This is a genomic window from Noviherbaspirillum sp. (genome assembly GCF_036846085.1).
Taxonomy (GTDB): domain Bacteria; phylum Pseudomonadota; class Gammaproteobacteria; order Burkholderiales; family Burkholderiaceae_D; genus Noviherbaspirillum.
On record NZ_DAIUCO010000099.1, the window covers coordinates 1 to 16,784 of the forward strand.

General features: G+C 61.0%; 16 protein-coding genes. 14 read left to right on the plus strand and 2 right to left on the minus strand.

The genetic code is table 11. From position 1 onward, the window contains the following. The coding region (locus V7080_RS12980; RefSeq protein ID WP_334188811.1) for an ATP-binding response regulator at positions 1–1,098 on the plus strand (1,098 nt) is incomplete at its 5' end. Between the two features lie 119 nt (positions 1,099–1,217). Here the strand turns inward: V7080_RS12980 and V7080_RS12985 are convergent. Continuing rightward, complete coding sequence (locus V7080_RS12985) at positions 1,218–2,705, minus strand: cryptochrome/photolyase family protein (protein ID WP_334188812.1); 1,488 nt, start codon at positions 2,703–2,705, stop codon at positions 1,218–1,220. Positions 2,706–2,839: 134 nt separating this feature from the next. On the opposite strand from V7080_RS12985, the gene V7080_RS12990 reads away from it, so the two are divergent. The 6 genes from V7080_RS12990 to V7080_RS13015 are packed head-to-tail and all read left to right on the plus strand — an operon-like array spanning position 2,840 to position 7,401. Further along, positions 2,840–3,460 carry a YqgE/AlgH family protein gene (locus V7080_RS12990; protein WP_334188826.1) on the plus strand — a complete coding sequence of 207 codons (621 nt, stop codon included), beginning with the start codon at positions 2,840–2,842 and terminating at the stop codon, positions 3,458–3,460. Between the two features lie 11 nt (positions 3,461–3,471). Then, positions 3,472–3,861: a Holliday junction resolvase RuvX gene (gene ruvX, locus V7080_RS12995; RefSeq protein ID WP_334188813.1), complete on the plus strand. Its 390-nt coding sequence runs from the start codon at positions 3,472–3,474 to the stop codon at positions 3,859–3,861. Continuing rightward, entirely contained in the window at positions 3,848–4,354 is a 507-nt protein-coding gene (pyrR, locus tag V7080_RS13000) for a bifunctional pyr operon transcriptional regulator/uracil phosphoribosyltransferase PyrR (protein ID WP_442947227.1), read from the plus strand. Before ruvX ends, pyrR begins: the two co-directional genes overlap by 14 nt. Then, the gene (locus V7080_RS13005; RefSeq protein ID WP_334188815.1) at positions 4,347–5,306 is read left to right on the plus strand and encodes an aspartate carbamoyltransferase catalytic subunit; all 960 of its coding nucleotides are present in this window, start codon (positions 4,347–4,349) and stop codon (positions 5,304–5,306) included. The genes pyrR and V7080_RS13005 overlap by 8 nt, the downstream gene beginning before the upstream one ends. A gap of 4 nt (positions 5,307–5,310) precedes the next feature. Beyond that, positions 5,311–6,606: a dihydroorotase gene (locus V7080_RS13010; protein WP_334188816.1), complete on the plus strand. Its 1,296-nt coding sequence runs from the start codon at positions 5,311–5,313 to the stop codon at positions 6,604–6,606. A 9-nt stretch (positions 6,607–6,615) separates the two neighbouring features. After that, the gene (locus tag V7080_RS13015) at positions 6,616–7,401 is read left to right on the plus strand and encodes a lysophospholipid acyltransferase family protein (protein ID WP_334188817.1); all 786 of its coding nucleotides are present in this window, start codon (positions 6,616–6,618) and stop codon (positions 7,399–7,401) included. On the opposite strand, the gene V7080_RS13020 is transcribed toward V7080_RS13015, so the two are convergent. Beyond that, positions 7,380–8,216, minus strand: coding sequence for a symmetrical bis(5'-nucleosyl)-tetraphosphatase (locus V7080_RS13020; RefSeq protein ID WP_334188818.1), 837 nt, complete (start codon positions 8,214–8,216; stop codon positions 7,380–7,382). The two genes, V7080_RS13015 and V7080_RS13020, sit on opposite strands and share 22 nt — an antisense overlap. Positions 8,217–8,896: 680 nt before the next feature. On the opposite strand from V7080_RS13020, the gene V7080_RS13025 reads away from it, so the two are divergent. The 7 genes from V7080_RS13025 (at position 8,897) to V7080_RS13055 (ending at position 16,662) form a co-directional block, all read left to right on the plus strand. After that, positions 8,897–10,306: a mannose-1-phosphate guanylyltransferase/mannose-6-phosphate isomerase gene (locus tag V7080_RS13025; RefSeq protein WP_334188819.1), complete on the plus strand. Its 1,410-nt coding sequence runs from the start codon at positions 8,897–8,899 to the stop codon at positions 10,304–10,306. Positions 10,307–10,317: 11 nt separating this feature from the next. Then, entirely contained in the window at positions 10,318–11,103 is a 786-nt protein-coding gene (locus tag V7080_RS13030) for an ABC transporter permease (protein ID WP_334188820.1), read from the plus strand. Between the two features lie 94 nt (positions 11,104–11,197). Beyond that, the gene (gene gmd, locus V7080_RS13035) at positions 11,198–12,241 is read left to right on the plus strand and encodes a GDP-mannose 4,6-dehydratase (RefSeq protein ID WP_334188821.1); all 1,044 of its coding nucleotides are present in this window, start codon (positions 11,198–11,200) and stop codon (positions 12,239–12,241) included. Further along, entirely contained in the window at positions 12,219–13,142 is a 924-nt protein-coding gene (locus V7080_RS13040) for a GDP-mannose 4,6-dehydratase (protein ID WP_442947228.1), read from the plus strand. Before gmd ends, V7080_RS13040 begins: the two co-directional genes overlap by 23 nt. After that, positions 13,139–14,266, plus strand: a complete 1,128-nt coding sequence (locus V7080_RS13045; protein ID WP_334188823.1) for a glycosyltransferase family 4 protein — start codon at positions 13,139–13,141, stop codon at positions 14,264–14,266. Before V7080_RS13040 ends, V7080_RS13045 begins: the two co-directional genes overlap by 4 nt. Next, entirely contained in the window at positions 14,247–15,422 is a 1,176-nt protein-coding gene (locus V7080_RS13050) for a glycosyltransferase family 4 protein (protein ID WP_334188824.1), read from the plus strand. The genes V7080_RS13045 and V7080_RS13050 overlap by 20 nt, the downstream gene beginning before the upstream one ends. Before the next feature lie 148 nt (positions 15,423–15,570). Further along, entirely contained in the window at positions 15,571–16,662 is a 1,092-nt protein-coding gene (locus tag V7080_RS13055; RefSeq protein ID WP_334188825.1) for an MraY family glycosyltransferase, read from the plus strand. Positions 16,663–16,784 lie beyond the last annotated feature (122 nt).

Sequence of the window (16,784 nt, forward strand, 5' to 3'; positions counted from 1 at the left end):
GAAGTGAAGGACCTGATTTTCCATCCGGGCTTTTCCACCGCCGACCAGATCACCGAACTGGCCGGCCGCGGCATCGGCATGGACGTGGTGCGTTCCGAGGCGACGGCGCTCGGCGGCCGCGTATCGACCATGTCCGAATCCGGCAAGGGCGCGGTCTTCACCATTCACCTGCCGCTCACGCTGGCGGTCACGCAGGTTGTGCTGCTGTCGAGCGGTGGCAAAACCTACGCCGTGCCTTCGGTGCTGGTGGAGCAGGTTCAACAGCTCAAGACCAATCCGCTTGCTGCCGCCTACAATGACGGCGCGGTGATGTGGCAGGGGCAGCGTGTGCCGCTCTATTTCCTCCCGGGGCTGCTGGGCGATGCGGCGGCCACGCCGGTAACCCAGCAGTATTCCCCGTTGCTGATCCTGAAGAGCGGTAACGACCGTGTTGCCCTGCACGTGGACGAGATCGTCGGCAACCGCGAGGTGGTGGTCAAGAACATCGGTCCGCAGCTCGCGAGGATGATCGGCATTGCCGGAGCGACGGTTCTCGGTTCGGGAGATATCGTGCTGATCCTGAATCCGGTGCCGCTGGCACAGCGTGCAGTCCAGGCGAATCTCCGCGCACCGCGAATCATCCCTTCCGACGCACCGGAATCGATGGGCGCGGTTGCGGAGATGGGCGGCTCGCAGCCGCTCGTGCCGGGAGCGGAGCCGGTGCAGGGATTGCGTACGCAAAATATCGTGATGGTGGTCGACGACTCCCTCACGGTGCGACGTGTGACGCAACGTCTGCTGGCTCGCGAGGGATATCAGGTCGTGCTTGCCAAGGACGGCGTGGATGCGCTCGAGCACCTGCAGTCGGTAACGCCGGACGTCATGCTGGTGGATATCGAAATGCCGCGCATGGATGGCTTTGACCTGACCCGCAACGTTCGCGGCGACGAGCGTACCCGTCACATTCCGATCGTGATGATCACATCCCGTACTGCGGCCAAGCACCGTAATTACGCGATGGAACTCGGCGTCAACGAGTATCTCGGCAAACCGTATCAGGAAGAAGAACTGCTGCGCCTGATCGCTGGTTATATCGGCAAGGTCGTGCCGGCTGCCTAAAAGCGGTCGCAGTACTCAAAAGCCCGCACTGGTTGCGGGCTTTTTTTATAGGCGGACTGGAAAGGCAAGGTCGTTGGCAGTGGCGACGCGAAAGGCGCGCCCAAGCCAACGAGATTGGGTTATTCGTCGACTGCCGTAACGGACGCCTTCTTGACGACCGCATAACGGGTCAATGTCGCCTGGCGGGCGACGTCATGCTGGATCACCGGAAGGGGATAATCGCGACCGAGTACAAGACCCGCTTTCTGCAGCACGGCAGCCGGCGCCAGCCACGGCGCATGCACGTACTTGCCAGGCAGTGCGGACAATTGCGGCAGATAGCGCCGGATGAATTTACCTTCGGCATCAAACTTTTCCGATTGGGTGATCGGGTTGAAGATGCGGAAATAAGGCTGCGCGTCGCAGCCGCTGGATGCCGCCCATTGCCATCCGCCGTTGTTGGCGGACAGATCGAAGTCATTCAGCTGCTCAGCGAAATAGCCTTCGCCCGAACGCCAGTCGATGCCGAGATCCTTGATCAGGAACGATGCGGTCACCATGCGCAGGCGGTTGTGCATGTAACCGGTCTGGTTGAGCTGCGCCATCGCCGCATCGACCAGCGGATAGCCGGTCGCACCGCAGCACCAGGCATTGAACAGGGTCTGCGCCTGTTCGCCCGACTCCCAGCGGATCGCATCGTATTCCGGCTTGAAGCAGCGCTCGGCCACATGCGGATGGAAATGCAGGATCATGAAATAGAAGTCACGCCAGATCAGTTCCGAAAGCCAGGTCGTGGAACCGCTGCAGCCTTGCAGGCGCATCGCATCGACCGCCTTGCGTGCCAGCCCCCGTATTGATATGGTGCCGAACCGCAAATGTACCGACAAATAGGACGGACCCTTCACGGCGGGAAAGTCGCGCGACAGGTGATATTTGTCGACACGCGATGCAAAGTCCTGCAGCAAGATCTCCGCTCCCGACATGCCGGTTGGCATGCCGAGCGTACCGAGGTTGGTTTTTTCGAAGCCCATGTCGGCAAGCGCGGGCATGTCGCCGCGGAGGTTTGGCGGCGGTTCGGCCAAGCGGGTGCAATAGGATTCGACCGGGTAGGCTTTCAGGAAAAAATCGTCGCCCGCGAGGTGCAATCTCTTCAGCCAGGCATTCTTGTAGGGTGTGAACACCGAGAATGGCTTACCGGCCAGCGACAGCACTTCATCGGTCTCGAAAATGACCTGATCCTTGAACGCCATCAGCGTCCGCCCGGCTGCTTGTAATTCCTCCGCGACCATCGCATCGCGGGAAACGGCATGCGGTTCATAGTCGCGGTTGACGAACACCGCATCGACGCCGAGTTGCTCGGCCAGTGCCGGGATCGCCGTCAGCGCATCGGCGTGCCGGACGATCAGCCGGCCTCCCTTGCGGCGCAATGCCTCATCCAGTTCGATCACGCTTTGAAGAATGAATTCGACGCGGCGGTCCTGCCGGGGCAGATTATCGAGGATGGCGCGATCGAAGATGAAAACGCAAAACACCTGCTCGCTTTGCTTGAGTGCATGAAACAGCGCGGCATGATCGAAAACGCGCAGATCGCGCCTGAACCAGACAAGGGATTTGTTGAATGTGGGCATGCGGAAGTCCAAGGGGTGAAGCGGCAGGGCCGATAGCAGCCGTCAATGATAAAATCGCCATTATCGTGAAACCAGGTGATGGCGTGCAAACGCCAGACCCGCAGAAATCGGCCGATTCCGCGGACACCGCCGGCCTGGCCGATCCGGCAACCAACCCAATTCCACATTCCGAAACCGTGGCAGATCATAACCTAAACCTTTCGGATCATTTTTTGATCGCCATGCCCTCCATGCTCGACCCGATGTTTGGCGGCACGGTCGTCTACCTGTGCGAGCACAACACGGATGGCGCCCTGGGCATGATTGTCAATAAACCAACCGACATCATGCTGGACGAGTTACTGGAGCGCATCGACCTCGAACCCGAGGCGGGCGCCGACTGGACGGCGATCGGCAGCAAGCGGGTCATGTTCGGCGGGCCGGTACAGGCCGAGCGCGGATTCGTGCTCCATGCCATACCCGGCGACTTTTCCTCCACCCTGGAAGTATCGAGCCAGGTAGCACTGACCAATTCCAGGGACATCCTCGAAGCCGTGGCGAAGGGCAGGGGGCCGGAACGCCTGCTGGTCACTCTCGGGTGTTCCAGCTGGAGCGCTGGCCAGCTCGAACAGGAAATCACGAACAACGGCTGGCTGACGGTGCGCGCCGATCCTTCCATCATTTTTGATTTGCCGGTCGAACAGCGCTTCGTCGCCGCCATGAAACTGCTGGGGATCGACCCGATGATGCTGGCCGGCGAAGCCGGGCATGCCTGACCGGGCCTTCGATGCAGACGATACTCGGCTTCGACTTCGGCCTGAAGCGCATTGGCGTGGCGATCGGCAATACATTGATCAGGCAGGCGCAGCCGCTGACGATTATTTCGGCCGCCACCAATGACGGTAAGTTCGCGGCGATCGAGGTGTTGATCAAGGAATGGCAACCCGGCCTCTGCGTAGTCGGGTTGCCGAGCCATCCGGACGGAACAGAGCATGAAATGACGGTACGCTGCCGGCGGTTCGCCAACCAGCTGCACGGACGTTTTGGCGTCGAGACGACGCTGGTCGACGAGCGCTATTCATCGGCGGTGGTATCCCAGCGGCGCGGCGACCTGATCGATGCGGAAGCCGCCGCAATTATTCTGCAACAATATTTCAATGACCATGCCCAACCTTAACCTTGATGCGGAAGCGCTGTACACGGCGCTTGCGCACAGTATCAAATCCGGTCTGGCGGATGCGGACAATGTCGCCATCGTCGGCATCCATTCCGGCGGCGCCTGGCTGGCGGAAAGGCTTGCTTCCGAGCTTCAGCTCGGTGAGCGCCTCGGATTCATCGATGTGTCTTTTTACCGCGACGACTATGCGGAAAGGGGATTGCACGCCGATGTGAAGCCGAGCCAGATTCCTTTCGCGGTGGACGGTGCAACCATCCTGCTGGTCGACGACGTGCTGTACACCGGACGGACGACCCGTGCCGCCATCAATGAACTGTTCGACTACGGCCGGCCGGCCCGGATCATGCTGGCGGCCCTGGTGGATCGCGGCGGCCGGGAATTGCCGATCGCCGCCGATTTCGTCGCCGAGACCGTGTCGCTTCCGAATGACCGGCAGCTGGTGCTGCAACGCGCCGACGACGGCCGATTCTCGTTTACGGTGGACCATGCTTAATCCGCAACTGAACAAAAACGGCGAGCTGACGCATCTGCTCACCATCGAAGGCCTGCCGAAGGCTGTCATCAACCACATTCTCGATACCGCATCTTCCTTCGTCGGCATCAGCGACCGCGACGTGAAAAAAGTGCCGCTGATGCGAGGCAAGAGCGTCTTCAATCTCTTCTTCGAGAACTCTACCCGTACCCGCACCACGTTCGAGATCGCCTCCAAGCGGTTGTCCGCAGACGTCATCAACCTGAATATTTCCGCCTCCAGCGCCAGCAAGGGCGAATCGCTGCTCGACACCATCGACAACCTTGCCGCGATGCATGCCGACATGTTCGTGGTGCGTCATGCACAGTCCGGCGCGCCTTACCTGATCGCCAAGCACCTGACCGATACCAACCAGCCGCATGTGCATGTGGTGAATGCCGGCGACGGGCGACATGCGCACCCGACGCAGGGGCTGCTCGACATGTACACCATCCGTCACTACAAGAAGGACTTCACCGGCCTGACGGTGGCGATCGTCGGCGACATCCTGCACAGCCGCGTCGCGCGTTCCGACATTCATGCATTGACGACGCTTGGCGTGCCGGAGGTGCGGGCGATCGGTCCGCGCACCCTGTTGCCGGGCGGGCTCGAGCAACTCGGTGTGCGTGTCTTTACCGACATCAACGAAGGGCTTAAGGGCGTCGACGTCATCATCATGCTGCGTCTCCAGAACGAGCGCATGACCGGCGCGCTGCTGCCCTCCGCACAGGAATTTTTCAAGAGCTACGGCCTGACGCCGGAACGGCTGGCGCTCGCCAAGCCCGATGCGATCGTCATGCATCCCGGGCCGATGAACCGGGGCGTCGAAATTGATTCGGCGGTCGCCGACGGATCGCAGGCAGTCATCCTGCCGCAGGTCACATTCGGCATCGCGGTGCGCATGGCGGTCATGAGTATTTTGGCGGGAAATTAATACGATGAAGATTCACATCAAGCATGGCCATCTGATCGATCCGGCCAGCGGCGCGGATGCGCAACAGGATTTGTTTATTGCCGACGGCAAGGTGGCCGGTGTTGGCCAGGCGCCCGCCGGTTTTGCCGCCGAGCGGGTGATCGACGCCAGCGGCCTGACCGTGATACCGGGACTGGTCGACGTAAGCGCCCGCCTGCGCGAGCCGGGTTATGAATACAAGGCGACGCTGGAATCGGAAATGCAGGCCGCCATCCAGGGCGGGGTGACCAGCCTCGTCTGTCCGCCCGATACCGATCCGGTGCTGGACGAGCCTGGCCTGGTGGAGATGCTCAAGCACCGTGCCAAGGGGCTGAACCTGGCGCATGTGTATCCGCTGGGCGCGCTGACCGTCGGCCTTAAGGGCGAGGCGCTGACCGAGATGGCCGAGCTGACCGAGGCCGGCTGCATCGGCTTTTCCCAGGCTGACCTGCCGATCCTGGACACCCGGGTGCTGATGCGCGCGATGCAATATGCGAAGACCTTCGGCTATACGGTATGGCTGCGTCCGCAGGATGCCTACCTCGGCCGCGGCGGCATCGCCCATAGCGGCCCGGTGGCCTCCCGGCTGGGGTTGTCCGGCGTGCCGGTCATGGCCGAAACAATCGCGCTGCACACGATTTTCGAGTTGATGCGTGCCACCGGCGTACGGGTCCATCTATGCCGGATGTCGTCCGCAGCGGGACTGGAACTGGTGCGCGCCGCGAAAAAGGAAGGCTTGCCTGTCACCTGCGACGTCGGCGCCCACCATATCCACCTGATCGATGCCGACATCGGTTACTTCGACTCGAATTCGCGGATGACGCCGCCATTCCGGGCCCAGCGTGACCGGGACGCGATCCGGCAGGGGTTATCGGACGGGACGGTCGACGTCATCTGTTCCGACCATACCCCGGTCGACGACGACGAAAAGCTTCTGCCGTTCGGCGAAGCATCGCCCGGCGCCACCGGGCTTGAACTGCTGTTGTCGCTCACTCTCAAGTGGGCTATCGAAAGTGAACATGCTTCGTCGGGACTGGCGGGCGCCGTCGGCAAGATCACGTCCGACGCGGCCCGCGTCGTCGGTCTGCCAGCAGGTCGCCTGACGGTCGGCAGCGCGGCGGACGTATGCATTTTCGATGCAAACGCCCGCTGGACGGTTGCTCCAGGCATTCTGGCCAGCCAGGGCAAGCACACGCCTTTTCTCGGCTATGAGCTGCCCGGCCGGGTAAGCACTACCATCGTCGGCGGCCACATTGCGTTCGAACGCTCTGTTGAGCGATAAGCGCGCTCCATGATCGCCTACCGGCTGCTGCGCATCATCGTGCACCTGTTCGCCGGCATGGCGACGTGCGCATTCATATTTCCGCGCCTGGATGCGGCCGGAAGGCAGGACCGCATCCGCCGATGGGCGGGCAAACTGCTGGCGATCTGCGGCGTTCGTGTCGAGGTGATCGGCACGCTCGAAGCGAGCGTGGTGCGTCGTTCGCTCTTCGTCTCCAACCATGTGTCGTGGCTGGATATCTTCGTCATTGATTCCGTATTGCCATGCCGTTTTGTCGCGAAGTCCGATATTCGCGGTTGGCCCTTGGTGGGCTGGCTGTGCGACAAGGCCGGGACGGTGTTCATCGCCCGTGGAAGGGTGCGGGACGTCCGGAAGATATACGAAGGACTGGTCGCAAGCCTGCAGGCGGGCGAGCATGTGGCGTTCTTTCCGGAGGGGACGACCGCCGCGCAGGGAAGCCCGCTGCCATTCCATGCCAACCTGTTCGAAGCCGCCGTCGAAGCGCAAGTCCCGATACAGCCCTGCGCGGTACGGTACCTCGACGACTCCGGCAACTACCATCCGGCGGCGGACTTCGTCGGGGACATGACTTTCGTCCAGAGCATCCTCGCGATCCTGAAGGCGGGACGCATCCACGCGCAACTACTGCTACTACCGCCGATGCAGGTCGCACCGGGAATGCACCGGCGAGAGCTGGCAGGCGCGGCGCACAAGTCGATTACCGTCGCGCTGCGCATCGGCGGCGCACAGCCGGTGTCGACCCTCGAGGAAGCTCAGATTTCGCCCGGGCGCTGATACTGCGGGCAATCAACCTGGATCACCGAGCGGTCCTGCAGGCGGATGGCGCTCAGCTTGCCGCCCCACAGGCAGCCGGTATCGAGGCCGAGCAGGTTCGGGCGGATGGTCAGCCCGAGCGTCGACCAATGCCCGAATACCACCGTGATGTCCTCGGTACGCCGTCCCGGCACGTCAAACCATGGCATATGACCGGGCAGGGCGGTTTCCACCCCTTTCGTCGCCGCCAGGGCCATGGTGCCGTCCGGCGTGCAGAACCGCAGCCGGGTCAGCGCATTGACGATGCAGCGCAGCCGGTCGGCGCCTTCCAGCGCATCATCCCACCTTGCCGGCATGTTGCCGTACATCCGGCTCAGGAAGCCGGTCCAGTCCGGTCCGCTCAATGCCGCCTCCACTTCCCGCGCCAGCGAGAGCGTTTGCTGCGCGGTCCATTGCGGCAGCACACCGGCATGGATCAGTAAATGGTTGTCTTCGAGGATGGCCAGCGGCTGCCTGCGCAGCCAGTCGAGCAGGTCGTCACGGTCGGGAGCCGCGAGAATCTCATCCAGCGTATCGCTGCTATGCGGCTTTCGGATGCCGTTGGCAACGGCAAGCAGGTGCAGGTCGTGGTTGCCGAGAACTACCCGGGCACGGTCGCCCAGCGAGCGCAGCAGCCGCAACGTCGCCAGCGAACCCGGCCCCCTGTTCACCAGGTCACCGACGAAGATCAGTTCCGGTTCCGGGCCGTCGGCGTCACGATGGTACTGGATCCGCTCCAGCAGTTCGACCAGCTTCGCGTGACAGCCTTGCAGGTCGCCGATTGCATAAATTGTCATGAATAAAAAAAAGAAATGTTGTATTTTTTGTAATAAGGCGCTAAGTTGAATAAAACCCGGTCTCTAAAAATACAAATATGTGAAGGTTATTCACAAACCATTACGAATTTTTACCGGCATTAATGGTGTAATCCGCTTCGTAAAATGTGTTTTTACCAATCCGGTCACGTAAAATGGCGGGCTATCGATTTTTTGCGGCCGGGGCGATTGTAAAACGAATATAGCGGCCGCGAAGCCAGTGAGGGCGATTTGCTGACTCACTACGCGTCAGCAGGCTGGATTGGCGCATTAAAAGCGCGCTGAAGGATCCCGGTACTTTGCTTTCGGCAATTCCTTGAGGCAAAGATTGATTTAAAGCAGCAAGTTGATAGGGCGCCGTGCGGCGCTATCGATGTTCCTGCGCAAGGTCAAATCGGCTGTCTCAGTATTGCCCAGACTATTTTGGTGCCACTTCTGCCGCCTGGTTCCTACGCAATCGAAGTCATCGGGGCAGCAAGGTGGGAGACACAAAACAGGTGCGACAAGCGGCCCGGCGCGCATTTCCGCCGAACCGCCAACGCATGCAAATGGCCCGCGATAGCGTGCATCGGGACCTACCCGGTCATGATGCACAACAGCGCCGGACGGCATTCATTCGATGCCGTCCCAAGCCTCACTGGTATTAGAACTGCGAGATTATTATGTTAATTCCTGTCATTCTCTCCGGCGGCGCCGGTACACGGCTGTGGCCGGTATCGCGTGAAGCGCATCCGAAACCATTCATGCGCATCGGCGGCGGCAAGAGCCTGCTGACACAGACACACGAGCGCGCGATGGCGGTGTCCGGCAATACCGTGCCGCTGATCGTCACCAACCGGGACTACTATTTCCTCTCGCATGACGAGCTGGCCGACCAGGACGTCAAGCCGCAGTATCTTCTCGAACCTACCGGGCGCAATACCGCACCGGCCATCGCACTGGCCGCGCTGTGGGCGATACAGCAGAAGAACGATGCCTGTTTGCTGGTGATGCCGGCCGATCACCTGATCAAGGACACGCCGTCGTTCTATACCTCGGTGCAGCATGCGGAGGCGCTGGCGAAAGACGGATTCCTGGTGCTGTTCGGCGTCAAGCCGACCGGTCCCGAGACCGGATTCGGCTACATCGAAATGGGTAACAAGGTCAGCCAGCATGCGAACCTCGTGCAGCGTTTCGTCGAGAAGCCGGATGCGGTCACTGCGGCGAAGTATCTCGCGCAGGGTAATTATGTCTGGAACAGCGGCATGTTCTGCTTCAAGGCCAGCGCCATCCTCGACGCATTCGCCACCTACAATCCGGCATTGCTCGAAGCGGCGCAGAAGATCTGGGAAAACACCCGCCTGGAAGCCGACAAGATGGAATTGCCCCAGGCTTTCGGCGAGCTGGAAAACATTTCCATCGACTATGCGGTCATGGAGAAGGCAAAGAACATTGCAGTCATTCCCGGCGATTTCGACTGGAGCGACATCGGCGCATGGAGCGCAGTGGCCGATGCCATTCCCGCCGACGCCGAGGGCAATACCCATAGCAGCGGCCAGACCATCGTCATCGACAGCCGCAACACCCACATCGAATCCAAGGACCGGCTGGTGGCCATCATCGGGCTGGACAACCTGATCGTGATCGATACCCCGGACGCCTTGCTGGTGGCGGACAAATCGAAGAGCCAGGAAGTGCGGCAGGTGGTCAGCCAGCTCAAGGCAAGGGGGCATGACGCGCACAAGATACACCGCACGGCCAACCGCCCATGGGGCACTTACACCGTGCTGGAAGAGGGTCCCGGCTTCAAGATCAAGCGCATCGTCGTCAAGCCGGGCGCGTCCCTCTCCCTGCAGATGCATCAGCATCGCAGCGAGCACTGGATCGTGGTGTCCGGCCTGGCTGAAGTCGTCAACGGCGACCAAGTCATCACGCTGGAAGCGAATCAGTCCACCTATATTCCTGCCGGCAACAAGCACCGCCTGAGCAATCGCGGCACCACGGAGCTGGCACTGATCGAAGTGCAATGCGGCCCATACCTGGGCGAGGACGACATCATCCGCTTCGAGGATATTTACGGCAGGGCGCAATAATGGCGGTTGGCATGCTGCGCTCGATATGGAGCTATCGCGGCTTCATATCGGGCAGCGTCAAACGGGAATTCCAGTCACGCTACCGCAACTCCCTGTTGGGTGCGGCGTGGACGGTGCTTAACCCGCTGGCGATGATTGTCGTCTACACCGTGATTTTTTCGCAGGTGATGCAGGCCAAGCTGCCCGGGGTGAACAACGGTTTTGCGTACAGCATCTACCTTTGCGCGGGCGTGCTCACCTGGGGATTGTTTTCGGAAATCACCGGGCGGGCGCAGAACGTCTTCATTGAACATGCCAACCTCATCAAGAAAATCAGTTTTCCGCGCATCTGCCTGCCGGTCATCGTCGTGCTGAACGCGGGAGTGAACTTCGTCATCATTTTCGGCTTGTTCCTTGGTTTCCTGGTGTTGTCCGGGTCCTTCCCTGGCATTACCATTGCCGCCATCCTGCCCGTGCTTCTGATCCAGATTGCGTTCGCGGTCGGACTCGGCATGATCGTCGGCGTGCTGAACGTATTTTTTCGTGACGTAGGCCAATTTTTTGCGGTGCTGCTTCAATTCTGGTTCTGGTTCACGCCGGTCGTCTACCCGCTCGCGATCCTGCCTGAATGGGCGCAACACTACATCAGCTTCAATCCCATGGTGCCGCTGATCGTGGCTTACCAGGATGTGCTCGTGCACGCAAAATGGCCGCAATGGGACACCCTGCTGATTCCGCTGCTGGTGTCGATCGCGCTGTGCGTGATCGGCATGCGCCTGTTCCGCAAGCGTGTCGGCGAAATGGTCGACGAGCTTTGAGCGGGGCGCCTATTCACCACCTTGGCGGCGCACGGCCTGCCAGATTTCCGTAGTTCAGCGCATGCATCTTCATTAACTCCAATCCGCATTTCAAATGACTAAACCATCAACCGCGATTATTACCGGCATCACAGGCCAGGATGGCGCCTATCTTGCCGAACTGCTGCTGCAAAAGGGTTACAAGGTGTATGGCACATACCGCCGCACCAGCTCGGTCAATTTCTGGCGCATCGAGGAGCTGGGAATCGACAAGCACCCGAACCTGAACCTGGTGGAATACGATCTGACCGATCTCAGCGCCAGCATTCGCCTGCTGCAGACTTCCGGCGCGACCGAAGTTTACAATCTCGCGGCGCAAAGCTTCGTCGGCGTGTCGTTCGACCAGCCGGCCACCACGGCGGAAATCACCGGGATCGGGCCGCTGAACCTGCTGGAGGCCATCCGCATCGTCAATCCGGCGATCCGTTTCTACCAGGCATCCACATCGGAAATGTTCGGCAAGGTGCAGGCCATTCCCCAGATCGAAAGCACGCCGTTCTATCCCCGCAGCCCGTACGGTGTGGCGAAACTGTATGCACACTGGATCACCATCAACTACCGCGAGTCCTACAACATCTTCGGCTGCAGCGGCATCCTCTTCAACCACGAGTCGCCGCTGCGCGGCCGGGAGTTCGTCACCCGCAAGATCACCGATACGGTCGCCAAGATCCGCCTCGGCAAGCAGGATGTGCTGGAACTGGGCAACATCGATGCCAAGCGCGACTGGGGCTTTGCCAAGGAGTATGTCGAAGGCATGTGGATGATGCTCCAGGCCGACGAGCCGGACACCTATGTCCTGGCAACCAACCGGACGGAAACGGTACGCGACTTCGTGACCATGGCGTTCAAGGCCGCCGATTTCCAGATCGAGTGGCGCGGCCACGGCGAGCAGGAGACCGGCGTGGACGCGGTGAGCGGCAAGACGCTGGTACGGGTGAATCCGAAGTTTTATCGTCCGGCCGAAGTGGACCTGCTGATCGGCAATCCGGCGAAGGCCAGGGAAAAGCTCGGCTGGTCGCCGGCGACGACGCTGGAGCAGTTGTGCCAGATGATGGTCCAGGCGGATCTCCGGAGAAATACGCTTGGCTTCTCCTTCTGACATAGCTGTGCCCGCAGGACGCGGCTGCGTGCTGCTGACCGGCGCACGCGGTTTTACCGGCATCTATGTACGCGAAGAACTGGAGCGTGCCGGCTACACGGTGGTCGGCGCCATCGTCGGCGCGGCGGCGGGCCCGCATGAGGTGACGCTCGACATCACCGCCCCGGACAATTGCCGCCGGGTGATGGAAAAGGTGCGCCCGGACTACCTGGTCCACCTTGCCGCAATCAGTTTCGTGCAGCATGCCGACGCGGAAGCGTTCTACCGCGTCAATGTGATCGGCACGCTGAACCTGCTGCAGGCGATCGCGGATGCCGGGCTGTCGCCGCGCTGCGTATTGGTGGCCAGCAGTGCGAACATCTACGGCAATGCGCGCGCTGATCAGATCACCGAAGCGCAGCCGCCGCAGCCGGTGAATCATTATGCGGTGAGCAAGCTGGCGATGGAGCACATGGTCAGGACCTGGAGCGACCGTATGCCCATCGTGCTGACGAGGCCGTTCAACTACACCGGCGTCGGCCAGGAGCCGCATTTCCTGATCCCGAAGATCGTGTCGCATTTCGTGCAGCGCGCACCGGTGATCGAACTGGGCAACCTGGATGTCGAGCGTGACTTCTCCGATGTGCGCATGGTCGCCAATGCCTACCGCCGCCTGATCGAGGAAGCCCCCGCGGGCGAGGTGTTCAATATCTGTTCGGGCAGGGGCCATACCCTGGGCGGGGTGCTCGACATGATGTCGGCCATCGCCGGTTACACGATCGACGTCAGGGTCAACCCCGCATTCACCCGCGCCAACGAAGTCAAGCGGCTGGTCGGGTCGGCGGAAAAATTACAAAGGGCGGTCGGGCAGGTTGCCACGTATCCGCTGGAAAGCACGCTGGATTGGATGTACAACGCATGACCAAGATTTCAGTCGGACTATCGACGAACTTGTTGGAACCGGAATACGTCAAGCTCGGGCTGGACGGGATCGGTATTTACACGTCCGTGCTGCTCGACGGCTTGCCCAGGCACGGCTGCGAGGTGCAGCCCTGGTCCTATCCGGTGGCGTCGCCGAACAAGCGCGTTGCGGTCGGCAGGCCGCTGCCTGCGGCGCACAAATTCACGCTACTGCGGGATGTCGCGATGCCCTTGTGGCGCACCCGGCTTCCGGTCGATATCTTTCATGCCACCGATTACCGGATCAATCGCATGAGCTGCCCGGTCGTTGCGACCCTGCATGACGCGATCCCGATGAAATTCCCGGAGTGGTATGGCGGGACCATGCGCAAGGTGAAGAATCATTTCCTCCGCAAGACGGCGGGCTTTGCGGACCATGTCATTGCGCTGTCGCATTATTCGATCACCGAACTGGTCGAATGCTTTGGCGTGGACGAAAAGCGGATCTCGGTCGTGCATTGCGGCGTCGCGTCGCAATGGCTGCAGCCTCTGCCGGTGGAGCAGGTCGAAACGGCCATGGCAAAACATGGCCTGCGTCCCGGTTACTTTCTCTTCGTCGGCACGCTGCAGCCGCGCAAGAATGTCGAGCGGATCCTGGATGCCTATCTCAAGCTCCCGGCGGAAATTAAAAAGGAAAGGCAGCTCGTCATTGTCGGCCGGGCCGGCTGGCGGTGCGACGATGTGCTGGCCCGGCTGAAAGGTGCGAAGGAGGCCGGTGAGAACGTGGTCTGGCTGAATTACGTATCGGGCGAAGCGGCGTTGCGCCAGATCTATGCCGGCGCCGGCGTGTTTGTATTCCCGTCGCTGCATGAAGGCTTCGGCATCCCGGTGGTGGAAGCCTTTGCGTCCGGCGTGCCGGTCGTCACGTCGAACACCACGTCGCTGCCCGAAGTGTCGCTCGGCGCGGCGCTCGAGGTGAATCCGCTGTCGGTCTCCGACATCGGGACGGCGATGCAGGACCTCGCGACGAACGATGCGCTCCGGCAGCGCTGCATCGCGGCCGGCAAGGAACGGGCGGCCGAGCTCACCTGGCGACAGACCGTCGAAAAAACAGCGGAGGTGTACCGTGCGGTTCTTGGACGCTAACGATATGCCGCGGCCTTTCCGGGTACTGCACGTCACCAAGACGTACTACCCGGACTCCTTCGGCGGCGTGGAACAGGTGATCCGGCAGCTCAGCACCGCCACCAACCAGATGGGCATCGAGAACCATGTGTTCACCCTGAGCAGGAAGGCGGCCGAGATGCCCGAGGTGCATGACGGCGCGACGCACATCACGCGGGTGCCGGTGCATCTCGACATCGCATCGACCCCGATGTCGTACAGCGCGCTGTCGCGCTTCCGGCAGGCGGTCAGCCAGGCCGATGTCCTGCATTATCACTATCCCTGGCCGTTTGGCGACCTGCTCCACCTGATGGGCGGCACCTCCAAACCGGCTGTGCTGACCTACCATTCCGACGTCGTGCGGCAGCGTCTCCTGATGCCGGTGTATCAGCCGCTGTTGCGCCGGTTTTTCTCCGAGCTCAAGGCGATCGTGCCGACCTCGCCGAATTATCTGCAAAGCAGCGAACTGCTGCAGGACTATCGCGACAAGACGGAGGTCATCCCGATCGGACTGGATGAGCGCAGCTATCCGGTGGCCGAACCCGACCGCCTCGCGTACTGGCGCCAGCAGGCAGGCGAGGAGTTCTTCCTGTTCGTCGGCATGCTGCGCTATTACAAGGGCCTGCATATCCTGCTGGACGCCTGTGCCAACAGCAGCAGCAAGGTCATCATTGTCGGCGCCGGTCCGGTGGAGAACGACCTCAAGCAACAGGCCGCGCAACTCGGACTGAAGAACGTACTCTTCCTCGGCGCCGTATCCGATGAGGACAAGGTCGCCCTGCTGAAGCTTTGCCGTGCGGTGGTGTTCCCGTCACATCTGCGTTCCGAAGCATTCGGGGTCACCTTGCTGGAGGGCGCCATGTATGCCAAGCCGCTGATTTCCTCCGAGATCGGCACCGGCAGCAGCTATGTGAACGTCGATGGCGTCACCGGCCTGGTCGTGCCGCCCAACGACCCGCCAGCATTGCGCGAGGCCATGCGCCGCTTCGATACCGACAAGGCACTGGCCGAACGGATGGGACGGCAGGCGCGGGCACGTTTCGAGGAACTGTTCACCGCGCGCCAGATGGGGCAGTCGTATGCCGCACTCTACCGGCGCGTGCTGGGAAAGGTGCCGATGGCATCGATGGTGGCATAAGGAATTGCGCCGGCCGTTAAACCTTTCTTTATTACAAGCTTGTAATAACGTAAACTACGGCTTTCGGTGATTGCCGGCCTTCAACCGATATCTGTCCTCCTCCCAGATTGACGATAGCCGCCTGGTCTTCCCATATCGTCAAATACACATGTTTTCATTCTTCGTTAGTTTCCTTGCCGCCGCCCTCATCACCCTGCTCGTCATCCGGCAGGCGAAGCTGCACGGCACCGCACTGGATTCCAATCTTTCCGGCGTGCAGAAAGTCCATACGCTGGCCGTGCCGCGCATCGGCGGAATCGGTATTTTTGCCGCCGTGGTGGTGGGCGGCCTGATTGCCATGTGGCGCGAGCCGACGCTCGGCAGGGGCATGTTTCTCCTGCTGGCCTGCTCATCGGTCGCCTTCCTCGGCGGTATCGTCGAGGACTTCACCCAGCGCGTCAGTCCATCCCGCCGCCTGCTGCTGACCATGGTGGCGGCAGGGCTCGGCTACTTCCTGCTGGATGCAAAAATCGACCGGCTGGATTGGGTATCGTCCCAATGGTTCATGACCAGCGCATGGATCGCGTTGCCGCTGACCATCCTGGCGGTCGCCGGCATCGCCAACGCGGTCAACATCATCGACGGCTTCAACGGCCTGGCGGCGGTAGTGACCCTGTGCATGCTGTTCTCCCTGGGCTATGTGGCGCTGCAGGTGAATGACGTCTTCATCCTCATCGCGGCATTGACGGTGGCGGGAGCAACCGCCGGCTTTCTGATCTGGAACTATCCGGTCGGACTGATTTTCCTCGGCGATGGCGGCGCGTATTTCCTTGGCTTCATGCTTGGCGAACTATCTGTGCTGCTGGTGATGCGCAATCCGGAAGTGTCGACCTGGTATGCGGCGCTGCTCTTGATCTATCCGGTATTCGAAACCCTGTTTTCGGTCTATCGTCGCCTGTTCGTACGCGGCAAGTCGCCGGGCATGCCGGATGGCATACACTTGCATAGCCTGATATTCCGCCGGCTGGTATTGTGGGCGGTCGGCCGCGACGCACTGGCATTAACCAGGCGCAACGCATTGACCTCGCCCTACCTGTGGCTGCTGTCGTTGATGGCGGTGATCCCGGCGACGCTGTTCTGGGAACATAGCTGGGTGCTAATGTCGTTCTGCGCACTATTTGTCGTCAGCTATGTCTGGTTATATGTGCGCATCGTGCGCTTCAAGTCGCCGCGCTGGATGATCATTCGCAGGCGCAAATAATGTCCAGCCACCGGCACATCGAACATTCATTCAATCAATCGATATCCTGAACATTCATGTCCAATCCATCTCCCACCATTTTCAAGGCATACGACATCCGCGGCATCATCGGCAAGACGCTT

Bases quoted from the DNA above. Each gene is read 5' to 3' on its own strand.
- V7080_RS13005 (WP_334188815.1), top strand. From the start codon at position 4,347: ATGCTTAATCCGCAACTGAACAAAAACGGCGAGCTGACGCATCTGCTC.
- ruvX (WP_334188813.1), top strand. From the start codon at position 3,472: ATGCAGACGATACTCGGCTTCGACTTCGGCCTGAAGCGCATTGGCGTG.
- V7080_RS13025 (WP_334188819.1), top strand. From the start codon at position 8,897: ATGTTAATTCCTGTCATTCTCTCCGGCGGCGCCGGTACACGGCTGTGG.
- pyrR (WP_442947227.1), top strand. From the start codon at position 3,848: ATGCCCAACCTTAACCTTGATGCGGAAGCGCTGTACACGGCGCTTGCG.
- V7080_RS13015 (WP_334188817.1), top strand. From the start codon at position 6,616: ATGATCGCCTACCGGCTGCTGCGCATCATCGTGCACCTGTTCGCCGGC.
- V7080_RS13020 (WP_334188818.1), bottom strand. From the start codon at position 8,216: ATGACAATTTATGCAATCGGCGACCTGCAAGGCTGTCACGCGAAGCTG.
- gmd (WP_334188821.1), top strand. From the start codon at position 11,198: ATGACTAAACCATCAACCGCGATTATTACCGGCATCACAGGCCAGGAT.
- V7080_RS13055 (WP_334188825.1), top strand. From the start codon at position 15,571: ATGTTTTCATTCTTCGTTAGTTTCCTTGCCGCCGCCCTCATCACCCTG.
- V7080_RS12985 (WP_334188812.1), bottom strand. From the start codon at position 2,705: ATGCCCACATTCAACAAATCCCTTGTCTGGTTCAGGCGCGATCTGCGC.
- V7080_RS13030 (WP_334188820.1), top strand. From the start codon at position 10,318: ATGCTGCGCTCGATATGGAGCTATCGCGGCTTCATATCGGGCAGCGTC.
- V7080_RS13045 (WP_334188823.1), top strand. From the start codon at position 13,139: ATGACCAAGATTTCAGTCGGACTATCGACGAACTTGTTGGAACCGGAA.
- V7080_RS13010 (WP_334188816.1), top strand. From the start codon at position 5,311: ATGAAGATTCACATCAAGCATGGCCATCTGATCGATCCGGCCAGCGGC.